The sequence below is a fragment of the Deltaproteobacteria bacterium genome, assembly GCA_019310525.1.
Classification (GTDB): domain Bacteria; phylum Desulfobacterota; class DSM-4660; order Desulfatiglandales; family HGW-15; genus JAFDEE01.
In genome coordinates this window covers 1-16,972 of the sequence record JAFDEE010000061.1, presented here as the reverse complement: position 1 = coordinate 16,972, position 16,972 = coordinate 1, and the positions used below count along the sequence as shown (strand labels likewise).

Annotated in this window: 20 protein-coding genes and 1 pseudogene; 6 read left to right on the top strand and 15 right to left on the bottom strand. The window is 53.5% G+C overall.

Annotated elements, in window-relative coordinates; all coding sequences use genetic code 11:
* The 3 genes and pseudogenes from JRF57_11785 to JRF57_11775 all read right to left on the bottom strand — a co-directional run bounded on the left by JRF57_11785 (position 1) and on the right by JRF57_11775 (position 1,021).
* A pseudogene (locus JRF57_11785) lies at positions 1 to 215 on the bottom strand (PBS lyase).
* Between the two features lie 176 nt (positions 216 to 391).
* Positions 392 to 691 carry a hypothetical protein gene (locus JRF57_11780; protein MBW2304379.1) on the bottom strand — a complete coding sequence of 100 codons (300 nt, stop codon included), beginning with the start codon at positions 689 to 691 and terminating at the stop codon, positions 392 to 394.
* 84 nt (positions 692 to 775) lie between these two features.
* Complete coding sequence (locus tag JRF57_11775) at positions 776 to 1,021, bottom strand: zinc ribbon domain-containing protein (protein MBW2304378.1); 246 nt, start codon at positions 1,019 to 1,021, stop codon at positions 776 to 778.
* A gap of 264 nt (positions 1,022 to 1,285) precedes the next feature.
* Between JRF57_11775 and JRF57_11770 the strand changes: the two genes are divergently transcribed.
* On the top strand, positions 1,286 to 2,143 hold the full coding sequence (locus tag JRF57_11770) for a hypothetical protein (GenBank protein ID MBW2304377.1): 858 nt from the start codon (positions 1,286 to 1,288) through the stop codon (positions 2,141 to 2,143).
* A 25-nt stretch (positions 2,144 to 2,168) separates the two neighbouring features.
* On the opposite strand, the gene cadA is transcribed toward JRF57_11770, so the two are convergent.
* Positions 2,169 to 4,421, bottom strand: coding sequence for a cadmium-translocating P-type ATPase (cadA, locus tag JRF57_11765; protein MBW2304376.1), 2,253 nt, complete (start codon positions 4,419 to 4,421; stop codon positions 2,169 to 2,171).
* Between the two features lie 40 nt (positions 4,422 to 4,461).
* A complete protein-coding gene (locus JRF57_11760) occupies positions 4,462 to 4,824 on the bottom strand; it encodes a winged helix-turn-helix transcriptional regulator (GenBank protein MBW2304375.1) in 363 nt (120 codons plus the stop codon).
* 354 nt (positions 4,825 to 5,178) lie between these two features.
* Here JRF57_11760 and JRF57_11755 point away from each other — a divergent pair, with 354 nt between their 5' ends.
* The 5 genes from JRF57_11755 (at position 5,179) to JRF57_11735 (ending at position 8,414) form a co-directional block, all read left to right on the top strand.
* Positions 5,179 to 6,546 (top strand): CoA-binding protein, encoded by a 1,368-nt coding sequence (locus tag JRF57_11755; GenBank protein ID MBW2304374.1) that lies wholly within the window; start codon positions 5,179 to 5,181, stop codon positions 6,544 to 6,546.
* Positions 6,540 to 7,259, top strand: coding sequence for an acetate--CoA ligase family protein (locus tag JRF57_11750; GenBank protein ID MBW2304373.1), 720 nt, complete (start codon positions 6,540 to 6,542; stop codon positions 7,257 to 7,259). Before JRF57_11755 ends, JRF57_11750 begins: the two co-directional genes overlap by 7 nt.
* A gap of 44 nt (positions 7,260 to 7,303) precedes the next feature.
* Complete coding sequence (locus JRF57_11745) at positions 7,304 to 7,615, top strand: DsrE family protein (GenBank protein MBW2304372.1); 312 nt, start codon at positions 7,304 to 7,306, stop codon at positions 7,613 to 7,615.
* A gap of 185 nt (positions 7,616 to 7,800) precedes the next feature.
* Positions 7,801 to 8,040 (top strand): type II toxin-antitoxin system Phd/YefM family antitoxin, encoded by a 240-nt coding sequence (locus JRF57_11740; protein MBW2304371.1) that lies wholly within the window; start codon positions 7,801 to 7,803, stop codon positions 8,038 to 8,040.
* On the top strand, positions 8,037 to 8,414 hold the full coding sequence (locus JRF57_11735) for a type II toxin-antitoxin system VapC family toxin (GenBank protein ID MBW2304370.1): 378 nt from the start codon (positions 8,037 to 8,039) through the stop codon (positions 8,412 to 8,414). Before JRF57_11740 ends, JRF57_11735 begins: the two co-directional genes overlap by 4 nt.
* A gap of 102 nt (positions 8,415 to 8,516) precedes the next feature.
* On the opposite strand, the gene JRF57_11730 is transcribed toward JRF57_11735, so the two are convergent.
* The 10 genes from JRF57_11730 to JRF57_11685 all read right to left on the bottom strand — a co-directional run bounded on the left by JRF57_11730 (position 8,517) and on the right by JRF57_11685 (position 16,724).
* Positions 8,517 to 9,566: an ABC transporter ATP-binding protein gene (locus JRF57_11730; protein ID MBW2304369.1), complete on the bottom strand. Its 1,050-nt coding sequence runs from the start codon at positions 9,564 to 9,566 to the stop codon at positions 8,517 to 8,519.
* Between the two features lies 1 nt (position 9,567).
* Positions 9,568 to 10,320 carry an ABC transporter permease gene (locus JRF57_11725; protein MBW2304368.1) on the bottom strand — a complete coding sequence of 251 codons (753 nt, stop codon included), beginning with the start codon at positions 10,318 to 10,320 and terminating at the stop codon, positions 9,568 to 9,570.
* A complete protein-coding gene (locus JRF57_11720) occupies positions 10,317 to 11,297 on the bottom strand; it encodes an ABC transporter substrate-binding protein (GenBank protein MBW2304367.1) in 981 nt (326 codons plus the stop codon). Before JRF57_11720 ends, JRF57_11725 begins: the two co-directional genes overlap by 4 nt.
* A 106-nt stretch (positions 11,298 to 11,403) precedes the next feature.
* Positions 11,404 to 12,129: a hypothetical protein gene (locus tag JRF57_11715; GenBank protein ID MBW2304366.1), complete on the bottom strand. Its 726-nt coding sequence runs from the start codon at positions 12,127 to 12,129 to the stop codon at positions 11,404 to 11,406.
* Entirely contained in the window at positions 12,110 to 12,679 is a 570-nt protein-coding gene (locus JRF57_11710; GenBank protein ID MBW2304365.1) for a PadR family transcriptional regulator, read from the bottom strand. The genes JRF57_11715 and JRF57_11710 overlap by 20 nt, the downstream gene beginning before the upstream one ends.
* Positions 12,680 to 12,726: 47 nt before the next feature.
* Positions 12,727 to 13,773, bottom strand: a complete 1,047-nt coding sequence (locus tag JRF57_11705) for a molybdopterin-binding protein (GenBank protein MBW2304364.1) — start codon at positions 13,771 to 13,773, stop codon at positions 12,727 to 12,729.
* Positions 13,774 to 14,067: 294 nt separating this feature from the next.
* The gene (locus tag JRF57_11700) at positions 14,068 to 14,406 is read right to left on the bottom strand and encodes a hypothetical protein (GenBank protein MBW2304363.1); all 339 of its coding nucleotides are present in this window, start codon (positions 14,404 to 14,406) and stop codon (positions 14,068 to 14,070) included.
* An 87-nt stretch (positions 14,407 to 14,493) separates the two neighbouring features.
* Complete coding sequence (locus tag JRF57_11695; GenBank protein ID MBW2304362.1) at positions 14,494 to 15,078, bottom strand: LemA family protein; 585 nt, start codon at positions 15,076 to 15,078, stop codon at positions 14,494 to 14,496.
* A 5-nt stretch (positions 15,079 to 15,083) separates the two neighbouring features.
* Entirely contained in the window at positions 15,084 to 15,815 is a 732-nt protein-coding gene (locus JRF57_11690) for a nucleotidyltransferase domain-containing protein (GenBank protein ID MBW2304361.1), read from the bottom strand.
* A gap of 120 nt (positions 15,816 to 15,935) precedes the next feature.
* Complete coding sequence (locus tag JRF57_11685) at positions 15,936 to 16,724, bottom strand: TPM domain-containing protein (GenBank protein ID MBW2304360.1); 789 nt, start codon at positions 16,722 to 16,724, stop codon at positions 15,936 to 15,938.
* Positions 16,725 to 16,972: the final 248 nt, after the last annotated feature.

Below are 16,972 nucleotides of genomic sequence, written 5' to 3'. Positions count from 1 at the left end.
TCCCGGTAGTCCTCCTCCGGGAGAAGGCCCCAGGCCAGATCCCAGTCCCCGTTGCAGCCGAAGACCAGGGCCTCGATCATGGCCGTTCCGAGATTGTGTCCCGTCACGTCGAAGGCGTATACGGCTCCACACGAACACGACCCCACGGGCATCTCGTTCGGCATGCGGGCCGGGAGTTCCTTGGGTCTTTCAAGGGGTATTCCGCAAAAAGGGCACTTGGGGCGGTCGAGGATTTCTCTACCCTGGAATCTTCCTTCCATGTTGATCCCTGTTCTTGAAGAATAGTGATGGCGCCCAAAGGGCAGGTATTGGCATCGCGCCACTATTACGTGGTTTTTGAGGGGCCTTGCTTTGGAGGAGAGTTTTTGCCGGTGCAGAGGCCCGGGTCTTTTCAGAAATCAAGGTCCACCCCCCGGGCATCTTCATCAAATTCAAAGTCGGTGATCACGAAATCAGTGCCCCGGGATACGAAGCGGACCGTCCATCGGCCGTATTTCTCGCCGGCGAAATCACATGCGAGATTGCCTGTCCGGGCCTGAAGCCGCCTGAGTTTGGGTACAATCCGCTCCGAGAAGACCTCCCTGATGTGGGCCTTCTCCTCCTCGCTCAGTTCCGGATCCGGGGAGTCGGATTTTTTCTTCCTTTCCGAGGCCATGTGGCTTTTCCGTATATCCTTGTTCCTGGTATTCAAGGGGAGTCCCGCCCGGGCGCTGTATTCCCTGTCCCATGGAGGGTGACTTCACCCCGATGTCCAGATATGCCAAGAAGGGAAACTTCACTTCGTAGGACCCGGGATATCGAGGGTCATGCAAGTGTTTCCGCCTCCACAGGACTTGGTGGTGATTTTTGGTTGTTTTCCACCGGGACCTGATCCCATCACGTAATTGGTCTTGCTGACGACCCGTTCAAGGGTTTCTCCCCCGCACTCGGGGCAACGAAGATCCGCTTCTTTGTCGGACCCCATGAGGATCTTTTCAAAGATATGAGTGCAATGGACACATCGAAATTCGAAAATGGGCATCTCCCCTTCTCCCCCTTCAGGTTTTCATCGTTGCAGTGATTGAATATAATCAGCTATGAATGTCCGGGGCACAGGGCTGCCGTACGAAGGATGGGCGCCGAGACGGAAAAAAGGGAAACACAGGATCACTCCCTGCACCCGGAGGCCCCATCCCGGAGAACTTAAGGTTGACAGGCCCTGGCCACCGTGAATGAATGGAATATAGTGACTGAAACCTTCAAAGTCAAACGAAACCCAAAACCCCCTGAGCTCAAGGATAGGCCTATGATCCTTTCCTTTCATCCCTGCTTTGACGCGGATCACCACATCCTGCTGGGAGACCGGGAACTCGGTCCCTCTGATCACGACCTCATCCAGAGGGCCGCTGCCATCATCCTCCCCCAGGGATGTTCCAAGAGCCTTTACCTGGCCTGCAGGGAGTCCCCCGCCGAGGTCTTTCCCGATTACGGGGCCAGGTTTCTGTATCCGGGCAAGGTGGGGCAGAGCCTCCTGTTCAAAAAAGCGGGATGTCCCCACCCCGAAACCTCCTGCTGGTCTGATTCGGCCGAGTTCAAACGATTCCTGGCTCAACAGAGTCGCTATCCTCACTCCCTGCCCTTTCTCATCAAGATGGACGGGGAACATGAAGGGACAGGAATTTTTGAGGTCCTGGACCGTAACACCCTGGAAAAGGCCCTTGAAGAGGTGGCCGCGAGGGAGAGGCGCGGAAGAGCCGGGTTTCTCACCCAAAAACAGGTGGCCTCCAAGGGGAACGTGCTTCGGGTCGTGATCCTGGGAAAGAGGCTTATAAGCTATTGGAAGCGCTCCCGGGGAGGGGAGCAGGCCGTCACGACCCTGGCCAAGGGGGCGGTCATCGATAAGGAATGGAGGAGGGATCTCCAAGAGAAGGGCAGGACCGAAGTCGCCTCGTTCTCTTCCTTTACAGGGATCAATCTGGCCGCAGTGGACATCGTATTCGACCTGGATGAAACCGATCCTCTTCCCCTCTTTCTCGAGGTCAACTACTATTTCGGGAGACGGGGCCTTGGAGGCACCTTGAACTACTATCGCCTTCTTTATCGGGCTGTTCGGGAGTGGCTGGAGGAGAAAGGACTCGATCCTTCCCGGGTAAGGCTTTGCTGAGGGTCCGGGCTCCCAAATGCTTTTCTTATACCCTGAGCACCCTTGTTGAGTTCAAAATGGCCATGATGGCTACGCCCACATCCGCAAAAACCGCCTCCCACATGCTCGCCATACCGAGGGCGCCGAATATTATAAAAAAGCCTTTGATCACTAGGGCCATGGTAATGTTCTGGAATACGATTCCTATGGTTCTCCTTGATATATGCATAGCGTCGAGCAGACCCGAAAGTCTATCCTTCATGAGTACCACATCGGCGGCCTCTATGGCGGCGTCAGAACCGAGTCCACCCATCGCGATTCCGATATCGGAAGCCGTAAGCACGGGAGCGTCGTTGATGCCGTCCCCCACAAAACCTATCTTGTGCTTGCTCCTGTCGATTTCTTCTTTCAGCCTGTTGACGATCTCTATTTTGTCCTGGGGGAGTAATCCCGCATGAAAAGAATCCAGCCCAAGCTCTCTGGCGATGGGTTCAGCGGCATCCTTGCTGTCACCCGTAAGCATTATGATCTTTTTAATCCCACCGGCCTTTAGGGCATCAACAGTTTTGCGGGCCTCGGGCCTTAATTTGTCGGCAAGGATGATATATCCCGCATAATTTCCGTCTATAACGACATGCAGTACCGTGCCCCCGACATGGCATGTATCGTGCTTTATGTCGTACCCATCCATGTGGAGGATCCTGTCATTGCCTGCCAGAATCTCCCTGCCGTCTATAATCGCCCTTATTCCGTGAGAGGATATCTCTTCGTAACTTCTGATTCTATCTTCGTCTATTCTTCCGCCGTAAGCGTCCACAACGGATCTTGCAATGGGGTGGGTGGACTGGCTCTCTGCCTCTGCGGCAAACCGGAGAAGTTCTTCTTCGCTGAATCCGTTCCGGGGATTGACCTCTGAAACCTTGAACTCGCCTTCAGTAAGGGTGCCAGTCTTGTCAAAAACCATAGTATGGATATTTCTGAAGGCCTCGAGATAGTTTGAGCCTTTAAATAGTATTCCTTTCTTGGATGCCGCCCCTATGCCGCCGAAGAAGCCCACGGGGATGGATATGACGAGGGCGCATGGACATGCGATAACGAGAAATATCAGTGCCCGGTAGATCCATTCCGAATATGTCTCGGGGTGGGAAAAGAAATCTGTCAGGGCAGGGATCTGAGACAGAGTCGGCGGCAATACCGCCATTGCGAAGGCGCCAGTCACCACAGCAGGTGTATATACCCTTGAAAATTTGGTGATGAACTTCTCGGTCGGTGCCTTCTGTGCAGACGCATTTTCTACAAGGTCAAGGATCTTGTTGACCGTTGACTCCCCAAAAGATTTCGTGACCCTGACCGTTATCACCCCGCTCTTGTTTATCATTCCGGAAAGGATGCTGTCGCCTGGATTCAAAGACTTGGGCATCGATTCCCCTGTCAGTGCAGAGGTGTCAACACTCGTTTGTCCCTCCTCTATAACACCGTCGAGAGGAACCTTTTCCCCAGGCCTTATCATGATCATTTCATCGATCTGCACCTCTTCAGGGCTCACCCGGACCGTCTCTCCGTTTCTCTTGAGATTCGCATAGTCAGGCCTGATCTTGAGCAGCCCCTTTATGGAACTCCTTGAATGGTTCAGGGCCCGGTCTTCAAGATACTCTCCAACCTTAAAGAAGAGCATCACCCCGACGGCCTCCGGAAATTCTCTGATGGCAAAGGCGCCGAGGGTCGCGATGGTCATGAGAGTGTTCTCTCCGAAGAAATCCCTCTTCATGATGCCCCTTATTGCCTTCAGGACAATGTCATGACCTGCTATGATATAACCGGTAAGATATGTGAGAAGGACAACCCAGAACCTGAAATCTCCGAGCGAAAGATTTGCGGCGCCTGGAAAAACATAATTCTGGAGTATGAGGCCCGTTAAAAAAAATACGCCGGCAAACACGATCTTCACGAGAATGGAAGATGCGTTTTTTCCGTCATCTTCTTCGTCATCTGTCTCCATATCTTTTATCTTAAGATGAGGCTCCATCTTTTTGACCAACCTGAGTGCTTCTGTTTCGAGTTTCTCGTCCACGGCATTGAGATAAAGCGTGGAGGCGGCGAAATCCAGCGACGCCCGAACCCCTTCCATCTGATTCAGGGCATCTTCAATCTTTGACGCACATGAGGCACAGCTCAGTCCATCAAGGTAAAACTTTGAACCGTCCGGAACAGGAGAAGACTCGGACCGATTATCATGGAATGAAGGATTACATGTCCCTCCAAGGCAGTGAATGTCCCTATTACTGGCAGGCTTTTTCATGGGCAGGAACTTCTTGAAATCGTAGGGTCTATCCCCGGGTTCACTCTTCTTCGACATGTCTCATTCCTTCGGCAAAGAGGTTTTCGATGTGTTCGTCATCAAGGGAGTAGAAGGCCATTTTACCTTCCTTCCTGTATTTTACGAGCCTCAGGTTTCTAAGTACCCTCAATTGATGGGATATCGCAGTCCTCGTTGCCCCCAGAAGATTGGCGATATCACACACACAGAGTTCCTCCTGTGACAAGGCGAAGATTATTTTTATCCTTGTGGGATCACCGAGAACCTTGAATGTTTCTGCAATACGCTGCATTGTCTCGTCGGGTTTCATTTTTTTCCTGACGGAAGCGACCTTTTCCTCGTTTACGAAGTTGATATCGCACATGTCGTTTTTTGAGTTTTCCATTTTGCCGGGACCTCGTTAAGATTCCTATGTTGGATGCTATAGATGAACATTTGTTCAACTATAAACAATTTGAATCAGTTTGTCAATGCCCTGTGTTAAGCAATGACGGAAAGATGAAAAAGGTGTAAAAAGAAATCTGAAACTTGTAGAATATGATTTCTAAAACGTAGGCAATTTCGGTCGTCTGATCTTTGCTGATGGCTTTGCCGGGACTCTTCCCGGGAATCTGAAGAAATATCCCTCCTGGGGCTTGGAGGTTTTATCATTGCGGAAATCATGGGCTTCTTACTCCTTGTGTCCGCTGTGATGCGTGGATCATATGGTTAAAAACCCCTTATAATTAAGGAGATTACCATGGATTTCAGGCCCCTGTTTCAACCTAAGACAATGGCGGTTGTGGGTGTGTCACTGCAGAACTACCAGCACCCTGCCAATGTTATTTTCAACAAGAACCACCTGCGGTATCCGGTAAAGGTTTTCGCAGTAAATCCAAGAGGCGGCTTGCTGCAGGGTGAAACGGTTTTCAGGAAAATTTCTGACATCCCTGAAAAAGTGGATTTGGCCGTGATTGCCGTGCGGGCGGAACATGTACCAGAGGTCCTCTCGGAATGCATTGAGAGCGGAACAGGAGCGGCGGCTGTCATATCCGGCGGCTTTGCTGAAATCGGCCGCAATGATTTACAGGAAACCCTCGTTTCCATGGCAAGGGAGGCCGATTTCCCCTTTATCGGCCCGAACTGCCTGGGAATTTATGTCCCTGCCATTGTCGACTCCTTTTTTCTTCCCATTGAGCGTATGGTCAGGCCCGAGCAGGGAAACGTGGCAGTTATCAGCCAGAGCGGCGGCATCCTGGTCGATCATATGGTCAAATTCAGGGAGGAGGGAATCGGGCTCTCCCTTGGCGTCAGTATCGGAAACAAGGCCCTGATCAGGGAAATAGACCTCCTGGAATACCTGGACGCGGATCCCCGAACAGGGGTTATCGCGTTTTATATTGAGGGCTTCGGCCGAGGCGAAGGCCGCGATTTCGTCCTTACTGCGTCCAGGTGTTCAAAACCGGTTATTGTAATCAAATCCGGCAAGACCCCTGGGGGAGTTCGTGCGGTTTCGAGCCATACAGCGTCCCTTGCCGGTGACTACGAGGTGTTTTCCCAGGTGCTGGCCCAGATGGGCGTGGTCGAGGCAAAGGATGAACTTGAGCTGATCTCCTTTTGTGAGTCTCTCAGCTGTTATCAAAGGCCTATTGAAGGTAAAATCGGTATCATCACCGGCAGTGGTGGACACGGTGCCTTGGCGGTGGATGTCTGCTCGGCCCACGGCCTCCTCGTCCCCGGCCTCAAGGCCCAGGAGCAGGCGAAAATCCGGCAGGACCTGTCCAAGAGCGTCAGGGATATCGCATCCCTGGGCAATCCTCTTGACCTGACGGGCAGTGCCGTGGATGAAGATTTTGTTGCCGCCGCCGCCCATCTCAGCAAAATCCCCGAAATAGACTGTGTCCTGTTGCTTCTTCTTCCATACCTTCCTGGAATCTCTTCCGACCTTGGGGCCAGGCTAAGTAACATCTACCAAAAGGAAGGCAAGGTCTTGATCGCCTATGTGCCGCATGTGGAAAAATACCGAATGCTCATAGAGGGGTTCGAGCTGAACGGAGTGCCGGTCGCCCATTCCATTGAGGCTGCGGTGCTCATGGCCGAGGCATTGAGGAGGTGTCAACCATGCTGAAAAAGGAAATAATAGAAGTAGTGCATGCTTCAATGGACAAGGGCTGGATACTTGAGCCCGAAGCCAAAAATATTTTGCGGTCCTATGGAATTGGCGTGCCACGGTTGAAATGGACCTCCAGTCCGGAAGAGGCCGTCCAGTTCGCCAGGGAGCATGGCTTCCCGGTGGTGGCCAAAGTGGTTTCGCAAAGGGTGGTTCATAAGTCAGATGTAGGAGGAGTAATCACAGGTATTAAAGACGAAGAATCACTGAATGATGCCTTCCGGAGATTCAGCCGGATGGAAGGGTTCGCAGGCGTTTTGGTGGAAGAAACGGTCTCCGGCATGGAGTTGATGGCCGGGGCCAAGGTGGACTACCAGTTCGGTCCGGTGATTCTCTTCGGGATGGGGGGTACAGGGGTTGAAATCTACAAGGATACGGTGCTGCGAATGGCCCCTCTTAGGGAAAGTGATATTTTGTCCATGGTCAGGAAACTGAAAGCACATGAACTCCTGGAAGGTTACAGGGGCTCGGAGCCTATTAACATGGAAGCATTAACGAGTACACTCCTGGCATTCTCGGATTTGGTAATGGATATCCGTGAATACATGGATTCAATCGACCTGAACCCCATCTTCTGCTCTCCTGAATCATGTATCGTGGCGGATGCAAGGATAATTCTGAGTAAAGAACGGGGGGAAGGATCGGCCAAAACCGGAAGCTGCAGGAAGTAAACAAAAGAGGGACCTGAATTTTGCCTTATGGGGGAGGAGCAGTCGTGAATGTTCTTTTTATTATCACCACGGATGACCCTGAGACTGTTTACAATGCCATGCGCATGGCAAACATAGGAGTGAAAAAGGGAGACGAGGTGAGCGTATTCATGCTGGGGAAGGGTGTTCTTTTTGAACAGCTCGACAACAGCGAGTTTCCGGTGGCGGCCGAGATAGAGCAGTTCGAGGGCGACTTTTATGTCTGAGGCGTATGCATGAAATCCCACGGTCTGGTGGGGTCCAGCACTTGCCCGATCGGATGGATGGACGATCTATACGAACTGGCGATGGAAGCGGACAAGGTATTGACGTTTTGAGGGGCCTTGATCCTGTCAAACCCGAAATCGTTTCCTTGATTTGCCTGGGGTTTCAATCTGTCACTTTTGAATGCCCCCTTTTTTAGGGAAGGGCCGTGGAGCGCTCCCGATTCCATGGCTTTGAAAAAATGGGCTTGACATTTTTGACCTGGTCTGACCAGACTAGACTATCTGGAGGTGAAAATATGATTATGGCCAATATTTCCCAGGCAAAGGCTCAATTATCAGCTCTTATTGAGAAAGTCCTGTCCGGCCAAGAGGTGATCATCGGAAAGGCGGGTAAGCCTGTCGCAAAACTGGTACCTTATGAACACAGCGGAAAGCCGCGCAAGCCTGGAGCGTTACGCGGCAAAATTAAAATTGCCGACGACTTTGATGAATTGCCCAAAGACATCGCAGAGGCATTCGGGATGCAGGACAAATGAATCTGTTGCTTGATACCCATGTGCTTTTATGGTGGCTCGACGACAACCCTCTGCTTTCCAGCAAGGCGAAAAAGGCTATTTCCGATTGGAATAATATCGTATTTGTCAGCGCAGTGGTTATATGGGAAATCCGAATTAAACAAGCGTTGGGCAAGCTTATAATTCCATCCAACTTTCGAAAAGTATTGTCCCGCCAGCCCTTTGAAATGCTGGACATTACTGTAGACCATGCTGATGCGATCAAAGACCTGCCATTCCATCATCGTGATCCTTTCGACAGGTTGCTCATAGCGCAGGCAAAGGTGGAAAGACTCACTCTTGTGACACACGACTTGCATTTAAAGAAATATAAAGTGCCAATTCTCAAAGCATGATGCTTCAGGACTCATCGGGGGCCGACCAGGACGGCCTTACCTACGACACCATACAGCTTAAAAAGAAGCTCAAGCCCGTCCGCAGCCGCGCCGAATGAGTCCTCATTCATAATCCGCCTTTATTCGCCTCAATTTAATGATTAAGAAGACATCCTGCCCTTTCCGGAGCCCCAATGCCTCAAAGGTCTGATGGGGTATCTCAGCCCAGAGCGGGGTCTCCCCGACGATTACCCGGAGCCTGACGATCTCCGGCAGGATCCGGATTTCCGATAAAACGCCCTTGAATCGATTCACGTTCGGGCCCGGGGGAAGGTGGGGCGAGACATAGATGTCTCCTGGGAATAGGGCGATTCGCCTGATCCGGCCCCCCTCATCAGGGATCACAAGGGGCATTCCGGAGCACACCACTTCCTTCAAACCGGTCCCGATTGTCTTTCCGCCGCTGCACTCCAGGATATTGGGCGCCCCGATGAAACGTAGCACCTTCTCATTCGCAGGTGAGAAAAACACTTCGTGGGGTCTGCCGATCTGCTCGATCCTGCCTTCGATCAGCACCGCTATCCTGTCGGCCAGTTCTTCTGCCTCCCGGAGTTCATGGGTAACATAGAGGGTGGGGATCCCCATGGTCCGCTGGATTCGCTTCAACTCCAGCCTGAGGTGCTTTGCGGTCTGAAGATCCATGCTGCTCATGGGCTCATCAAGGAGGAGGATTTCCGGGTCGGGGGCCAGTGCCCGGGCCAGGGCCACCCTTTGCTTTTCCCCGCCGCTGAGGCGCCCGGGATGGCAATCGGCCAGGTGTCTTACCCTCATCATGTCGAGGAGTTCTTCCACGCGGGATGCAATGCTTTTTTCCGGCCAACCCGCAGCCTTCAAGCCATAGGCTATGTTCGAGGCGGCATCGAGATGAGGGAACAAGGCAAGGTCCTGAAACAGATATCCTACCTTTCTTTTCTGGGGTGGGAGATGATCCACGGATCTCCCGCTCACCTTAACGGATCCCTCATACTCCCTCAACCCTGCGATGATATTGAGAAGCGTACTCTTCCCCGCGCCGTTCGGGCCCAGCAGCACCAGGAATTCACCCGGCTCGATCCGTAGGTTTACCCCGTGGCAGGCATAGTTGCGGATGTCCTTGAGCTCTATTGCCGGCATATTACGTCCACCGGCGAGTCAACCGGTGCTCCAGAAAGAGGAAAAATTTTTCGAAGGACAGGCACATCAAGGACAGAACGATGAGGCACACGATAATGATGTCCACCCGGATCAGACTTTCGGCCCTCATAAGCAGTGCCCCGATCCCCGTTGGAATGGCAACCATCTCGGCCGCTATGATCACCCTCCATGCCATGCCGGCCTCAAGCCTCAGGCCGGTAAAAATAGCTGGCAAGGCAAGGGGAATGACGATGGTGGTCAAGATCCTGGATTCGGATGCCCCCAGGGTCCTTGCCACCTGGACCAAATCCCTGTTCACGCCCCTGATCCCGGTGGCGGTGTTATAGCATACCGGAAAAAAGGAGCAGGTGAATATGATGGCTATGGGCAGGGCCTCGCTTATCCCGATCCAGAGCATGAAAAGGGGCAACCACCCGAGGGCCGGAATGGGATAGAGGAGGCTGATGATCGGGCTGAACGTCTTGTTGAAGATATCTTTCCAGCCCAGGAAAACCCCTGTGATCAGGCCGGCCACGGACCCGCCGCAGAATCCGGCGAGCACTCTTATCAGACTCCTCAAAAAGTGGGCCGTCAGCACACCGCTGACGCTCAGCCGGTAGAATTCCTCCATAACGGCGGTGAAGGGTGGGACAAGGGGTAGCAGGTCAAGTCTGGAGGTCAGTTCCCAGAGTCCGATGAATACCACCACGGGCGCAATTCCCCAGCCCGGCTTGATCGTTTCTGAAAATTTCATGGATGAGGGGAAAGTCGAAGGATATCCCGGGCACGGAACTCGTGCCTCAGGTATCCCATTTTTGTCATGAAACGAATCACTTCCTGGACCGTCCCCGGATCGATCGCATTGGTATATTCCAGACGCCCCATGGAGCATAAAAGGGTCTCCGGAGTGATCTCAAACTTCGATGTGATCCGCGCCAGTTTGGCAGGGAAGATTTTATCACCCGCGATCGACAATTGCCGCGCCAGGATTTTCGCCGCTTCTCCAGGGTGCTTACCCGCCCAATCCGTCGCGTACAGCGTCACCTTCAGGAGCGCCTTCACCAGGTCGGGGTGCTTTTCGATGAAATCTTCCTTGACCACGAGCACACTCCCCTGCATCCCGGGCCAGACATCCCTGGCCGTGAGGAGCATCTTGAACCCGGAATCCTCGGCCATGGTCGCCCATTGCTCGGGCAGAAAGGCAGCATCCAGCCTGCCTGTCTTTATCGCGAGCAGTTGGGCTGGAGGATTCATCCGCTGCACCTTTTTTAAAATGCTTTCCTTGTCAAGCCCATAGCCTTCCATGACCTTATGAAGAACGAGGTCTACACTCCCCCCTTCCCTGACACACCCGATCCGGATCCCGGGATTCATGAGATCCCTTACCTTTTTTATCTTTTCAGGGTTCACCACGAGGCCGTACCCGTATCTATGGGTCCCGCAGATGATCTTTATGGGCACTTCCGCGTTTGCGTAAACATTTATTGCGGGCACCAGGCAGACATAGGCCGCCTGGATGTCTCCCCGGGCGAGAGCGGCGGCAAGGGCCATGCCTGTTACGTAGCTTTCGTAGGAACGCAACCTTAACCCCGCTTTCTCAAACCACCCCCTATCCCGCGCCACGTAGGCGCAAAGGGGATGATCATTGAACTCCACCGCAATACCTATGCCCCGGCCGCTTCCGGCTCCCCGGGCGGGAGCACTCGGGAGACAGCAAAATCCAACAAGCATGAAAAACAAGTACTTCTTCAGACTTTTCAAACATCTCCCCTTTTCACCAAGAGTGAGAGTGAATCCACCATCGATCCTTCTCTAGGCCACGTGCCGTGTGTTGTTCCTAATGACCGTAGGCGCAGAACCGCTCCCAGCCCATTAGCCTGGCCGCTCCTGAAATGGTGGTCCCGTATAACAGCATCGGTTTTTTGCCGAGGAATTCGTGGATCGTATCATTCACGACAGTAGTCCCTGTAACCAGAAGGAGGTCGGCCCACTCCACCGCCTCCACGGTGGCCTCGGGTCCTTCGATCACAACCCCGAATTTTTCAGCGCCGATGTTTTCTTCGTCCAGGTCCAGGACCTTCAGCCTGAATTCCCGCGCCAGGTATTCCACCATGCGCGGCTGGAATCCCACCTGAAGGATGTTCACCTTCCCATAACCGGCTTTCAAGGACTCTACGAGTTCCCTGGCGCACCGGGCCGGCTCCCTGTCGCGGCAATGCACGGTCTTTTCAATCATCCCCAGGGACCTAAGAACCGCGTTCAGGGTAGCGATGAAAACCGCCCTTCTGTAGTTGTTCTCCAGGGGCATTTCCAGGATCTCCCCCAGGGTCCCTTCGAAATCCCCGTAGCGGTCCGTGAAGGCCTGGCCGAACGCTCCACGAAACTCGGCCTGCATGAGCCTTTCCCTGCCTTTTTGAAGCGGGAAATCGTCCGCCTCCGGGTTGCCGATGGCCTCTTCGGCGCTCAAGGCCCTTGCCTTCACCCGGACGCTCTCAGCGAGCATGTCCCTGTCTTTCAAGATCTCATTGAAGCGCCCCTTTATCTCATCGTAGATCTCGCTCATCCTTTTCCCCTCTTTCCACCCTTTGGGATGTTTTCAAGAAGTCAACGGCTTCCTGCTCGAGCCAGGTCATCCAGGCACGTATGGTTTCGAGCCGGAAACCCCATACCAGTCTCGAAAAAGGGTCTGTCTCCCTTTCCCTGGACCTGAGCAACTTGTCCCTGATGCTTTCCAGGACCCGGATCTGAGCGTCGAGCAGTTCGTTTCCCTTCTCCCGGGAGCACTTCCTGATAAAAAAGAGCTTGGCCAGGAATTCAACCCGCATGTCACGCACGTGGCGCGTTGGTGTATGGAGCCAGGATTCAAACACCTTCTTCCCTTCGCCCGTCAGGGAAAACACCCGCCTGGAAGGCCTGGTCTCCTGAGTCTCGACAGTCGACCTTACCAACCCTTTATGTTCAAGGCGCTTGAGAACGCTATAGAGTTGACTTGTTCCAACACGCCAAGTGGTACCCAGGTCGCTTTCCAGGAACCGTATGATTTCGTACCCGTGCCTCGGGCCTTGCACCAGGCTCCCGAGGAGGACATATTCGACTGCGGGCCTGGTTTTCATGGAAGGGGTCCTATGCCTGAATCTTGCATAACCAATCTTGAACCCACTTACTTCCCGAAGGGGCAAACGGGAAATCGGCATTGCCTGCAATTGAGGCAGAGGCCCCCGTGGGCCATGGCCGCCAAATCGTGCCTGGTGATTGGTTCCCCCGCAAGGACCCTCGGCAGCATGATATCGAAAACCGTAGCCCCGTAATACAATACACAAGCGGGAAGACCCATCACCGGTACTTCGCCGAAGTGGGCATAAAGGAACATGGCACCAGGCAGGATCGGTGTCCCGTAGACCACGTCTTCAGCCCCTGCGTCCGCGATGGCGAGGCGGGTTAAGTCGTCCGGGTCCACGCTCATCCCTCCTGCAACCAGGATAAGACCCAGTCCCTTTTCCAGGAATTCAAGGATGGCCTTCTTGATTTTTACCCGGTTGTCCGGAAGGATCCGGATCTCCTTTACCGGACAATGGTAGTCCCCCAGCTTTTTTTGCAGGATGGGGGCGAATTGATCATCGATCCGTCCGGTGAACACCTCATTTCCCGTTATGATCAACCCGGTCTCGGGCGTGGCAAACGGCTTTACGGAGAAAACGCCTCCCGCCCCGCCGGCAACCTCGACGGCTCGGTCCACCTTACTGCGGTCGATGACCAGGGGAATCACCCGGGTGGCTGCAATGGTTTCACCCTTCTCCACCACGGTGTTATTATGCCTGCTGGCACAGGTGACACTGGGCACCAGGTTGAATTCCGTGAGGGTCTCCACGTTTACCTTCAGGAGCCCCCTGTGGGCCGCCTTAAGAGCGATCTTTCCCTCGCTCGGCCGCTCAGTATACACGATCCCCTTGCCCGCAAGGGCCCTTGCAAGCCGGACGGCAGCGTCGTCTTCGTGGAGTTCCCCGGGGCCAATGTGCAATACATACAGATGTTCCTTTCCGAGCCGCCTGAGGTGCTCCAGGTCTTCCACCCTGAGGATGTGCCCTTTCTTGAAGGCGGCCCCCTTGAACCGGCCGGGACGGATTTCTGTTATGTCATGGGCAAGGACCTTCCCCACCGCCTCCTCAAGGGAGATAACAGTTGCAGAGGACTTGTACTGATCGGCCATGTCTCGTCTTGGTCTCCTCTCTTATTCTTAAGTGGATTATTTCATAATGGAATATATGGGTATTTGTCAATACTCCATGGGACTAATTACATGAGACCTTTGAAAAACGCCCCCTTTTGTCCAATTGCGGCGTCAGGCTTAAATTTCAATCCTCAAAATACTAAATGTATTCCTGCGGTTGAAATTTTCGCCTTCCTTGAACTTGACCAAAATTGAGCATTTTTCAAAGGTCTCTACATTTACGGCATTTACAGAATCACAAAGAAGAGGGTTGAGAACGGGGCGGGGGATCTGTCATATCCGCTCCAGGGTCACCTGGTCCTCGAAGTTCTCCTTGAGATCCGCGACCAGATTCCCGTAGTCCTCCTCGCTGTTCATCTCCACCACGAGGTCCCGCTCGTCCAGGACCTTCAGGAAACCGTGCCTCTTGACGACCTCCACCACCTTTTTCACGTCAGAGGTCACCCAACCCTTCATTCGCATGAGGAGTTCATCGCCCTTGAAGGGGCGTTCTATAGTCAAATCCACCTGCCTGTACTTGGCCTCCCACCCGATCACCGCCGGCCGTACCAGGACCGGAGTGACCGGGTCATGCATGGCCGCGCAAGTCAACCACAGTTTCGCCCGTATCATCGTTTCTACTCTCCTCCTGGATCTATGCTGTTTCCTTGGGTGGTCCCAATTTTTCTCCCATCGTAAGGCCGGGCCACGTGACCCATTTTATTCATTCGTGAACTTCACCTTCGGGACCTCCTGGCGCTCTTTAGGAACCTCAAAGAAGGGGGCCTTTTCAAAGCCGAAGAACCCCGCAATGATATTGGTCGGAAACCGACGTATCTTGATATTGTATTCCTTGACCTTCTCGTTGTAACGCCGCCGTTCAACCGCGATTCGGTTTTCCGTCCCGGCCAACTCGTCCTGGAGGCGGATGAAGTTGGTATTGGCCTTAAGATCCGGGTATCGTTCGACGACCAGGAGCAACCGGCCCAGGGCGGCCGAAAGGCGGTTGTTGGCCTCGATCTTTTCACTGATATTTCCCGCTCCTCCCACTTTGGCCCGGGCCTCTGTTACACCCATCAAGACTTCCTTTTCGTGGGCCGCATACCCCTTCACGGTTTCTACATAATTGGGAATCAGGTCATATCTCCGCTGGAGCTGGTTTTCCACCTGGGCCCATGCGGCCTTGACCTCCTCATCCATGCTCACGAGGCTGTTGTAAGTGGCCTTGAGATAAAAGAAGGGGATTGCGACGATAACAAACAGTACAGCCAGAACGATCAGAAGTGTCTTCAGTCCTTTACCCATTTTAACTATCCTCCCATTGAATCCACCGCTTGGGCGAGTTTCCTTACTTCATGAAGATACCGTTTGAAGAGTTTCTGGACCTCCTCTCCAGACGGTTTCAACCGCTCTTCCCGGATATCCAGTAGCTTGTCGAAAAGGGCGGCATCCAGGCCGAAGGCCTCGCATGCAAGCTTCACCGTATCACGCCCTTTTGGGGGAACCTCAATGTTTTTGAGGAACAGTAAGGCCTCGAAGATCGCCGTAAAGGCACGGATCGATTGTGCGATCAGTTCCCTCAGCCCTCTGGCCTTTCCCCCCGCCTGGAAATAGGCCTCCCTCAGCAGGAGGAGTTTTCCCTTGATCTCCCGCTCGCACTGAAGCCTCACCCATTGGGGATCGAAGGAGAGGTCTGAAAGGAGATCCTTTCCGTAAACGAGATGGTGTCTTCTATGGAAACCGAGGTATTCCACAGGAAACACGTCAGTAGAGGTGCGGATGTAATTTTGAGTTAGGAACAGAGGGACGGCCACATTCCGCTTCTTCCACTTTTCCACCAGGGGAAGGGCGCGCTCCAGGTCATCGATCCCTTCCTCGGTGAGTACGACCATGAAGTTGATATCGGATTTCCCCGGCCGGTAACCGTCTGCCGCGGCGCTCCCGTAAAGGATGATGCTAACGAGATTCTCGCCGAAAAGGGCCTGATAATCGGCAGAGAACGCCTCGAGGATCTCCTTGGGGTCTTTGGGTATCTTGGGCATGTTTTTATACTCCTCACCAATCTTTCGGTTGAATTAATAAGAGATGTCTTGGGCAGCCGTTGAGATCTTCTAAAGAAGTTCTAAAGGTTTCTCTTTGTTTGGTTCTCCCGGAGGCGCTGATTAAAAACCTCCACCGGCACCTCCACCCCCGCTCATGCCTCCGCCGAAGCCACCGAAACCGCCCCCGAAGCCCCCGAAACTCCCACCGAAACCGCCCCCGCCGTGCCTGAAACCGCCACCCATAAGAAGCGGAAGGAAAAAGATTCCCCGGCCTCCCCGGCCCCTGGTGTTCAGGAGAAAAAAAAGTGCAAAAATGGCAATCAACGGGAGGAAGGAGAATCCACGACTCCTTTTCTTCGGCACTTTCACCTGGACCTGCCCGGTTAATTTCACCCCGGCATCCTTGGCAATCACCTGGGCCACCGCAGCAGCACCGTAAAGCAATCCTTCCCCGAATTTGTTCTCTTTAAGGTAAGGGATCATGTACTTGTCGCGGATCTCACCCACCAGACCGTCCGGGAGGATTCCCTCCACGCCGTACCCTGTCTCGATCCTCATCTTCCGCTCCTTGATGGTGATGAAGATCAGGACCCCTTTGTCCTCTCCTTTCTTGCCGATTCCCCATGAGCTATAAAGCCGGTTGGCATAGTCGTTGTATTCCGCCCCTCCGATATCGGGCATGGTTACCACTACCACCGGAACACCGGTTTTTTGGAGCAACTCCTGGGTCAAGGCCTTCAGCCGATCTTCGTAAGAAGGCGGGATCACGTCGGCAAAATCGTTCACCAGCCCCTTTGGCTTCGGGATCGGGGTCTCCGCCCGAAGCATTCCGGCCCAAAGAAGGATGAGCATGCAAGCGAAAAGGGAGAGGCATAAGCTCTTATAGTATCTTCCGGTTCTTAAAAGCATCGTGTTCACCTTGTGCCAGGGCTCGTAAAGGGCCTTTGAACTCGAATCTTGTATGGACAATCTTGAAACCCGCACCCTGTTGAGTCACATATCAGGGGAAGTGGGGGGAGTACCCCGATGGATGAAACGATAACTAGTGTCCATCCATAAATGGCCAATTTCCGCAATCTCTGCGTCAGGCTCAAACCGGGGACCCGCCCGAAGGGTGGGGAGTCCAAGCGCAGCGCGGACAAATTTTAATCCTCGAA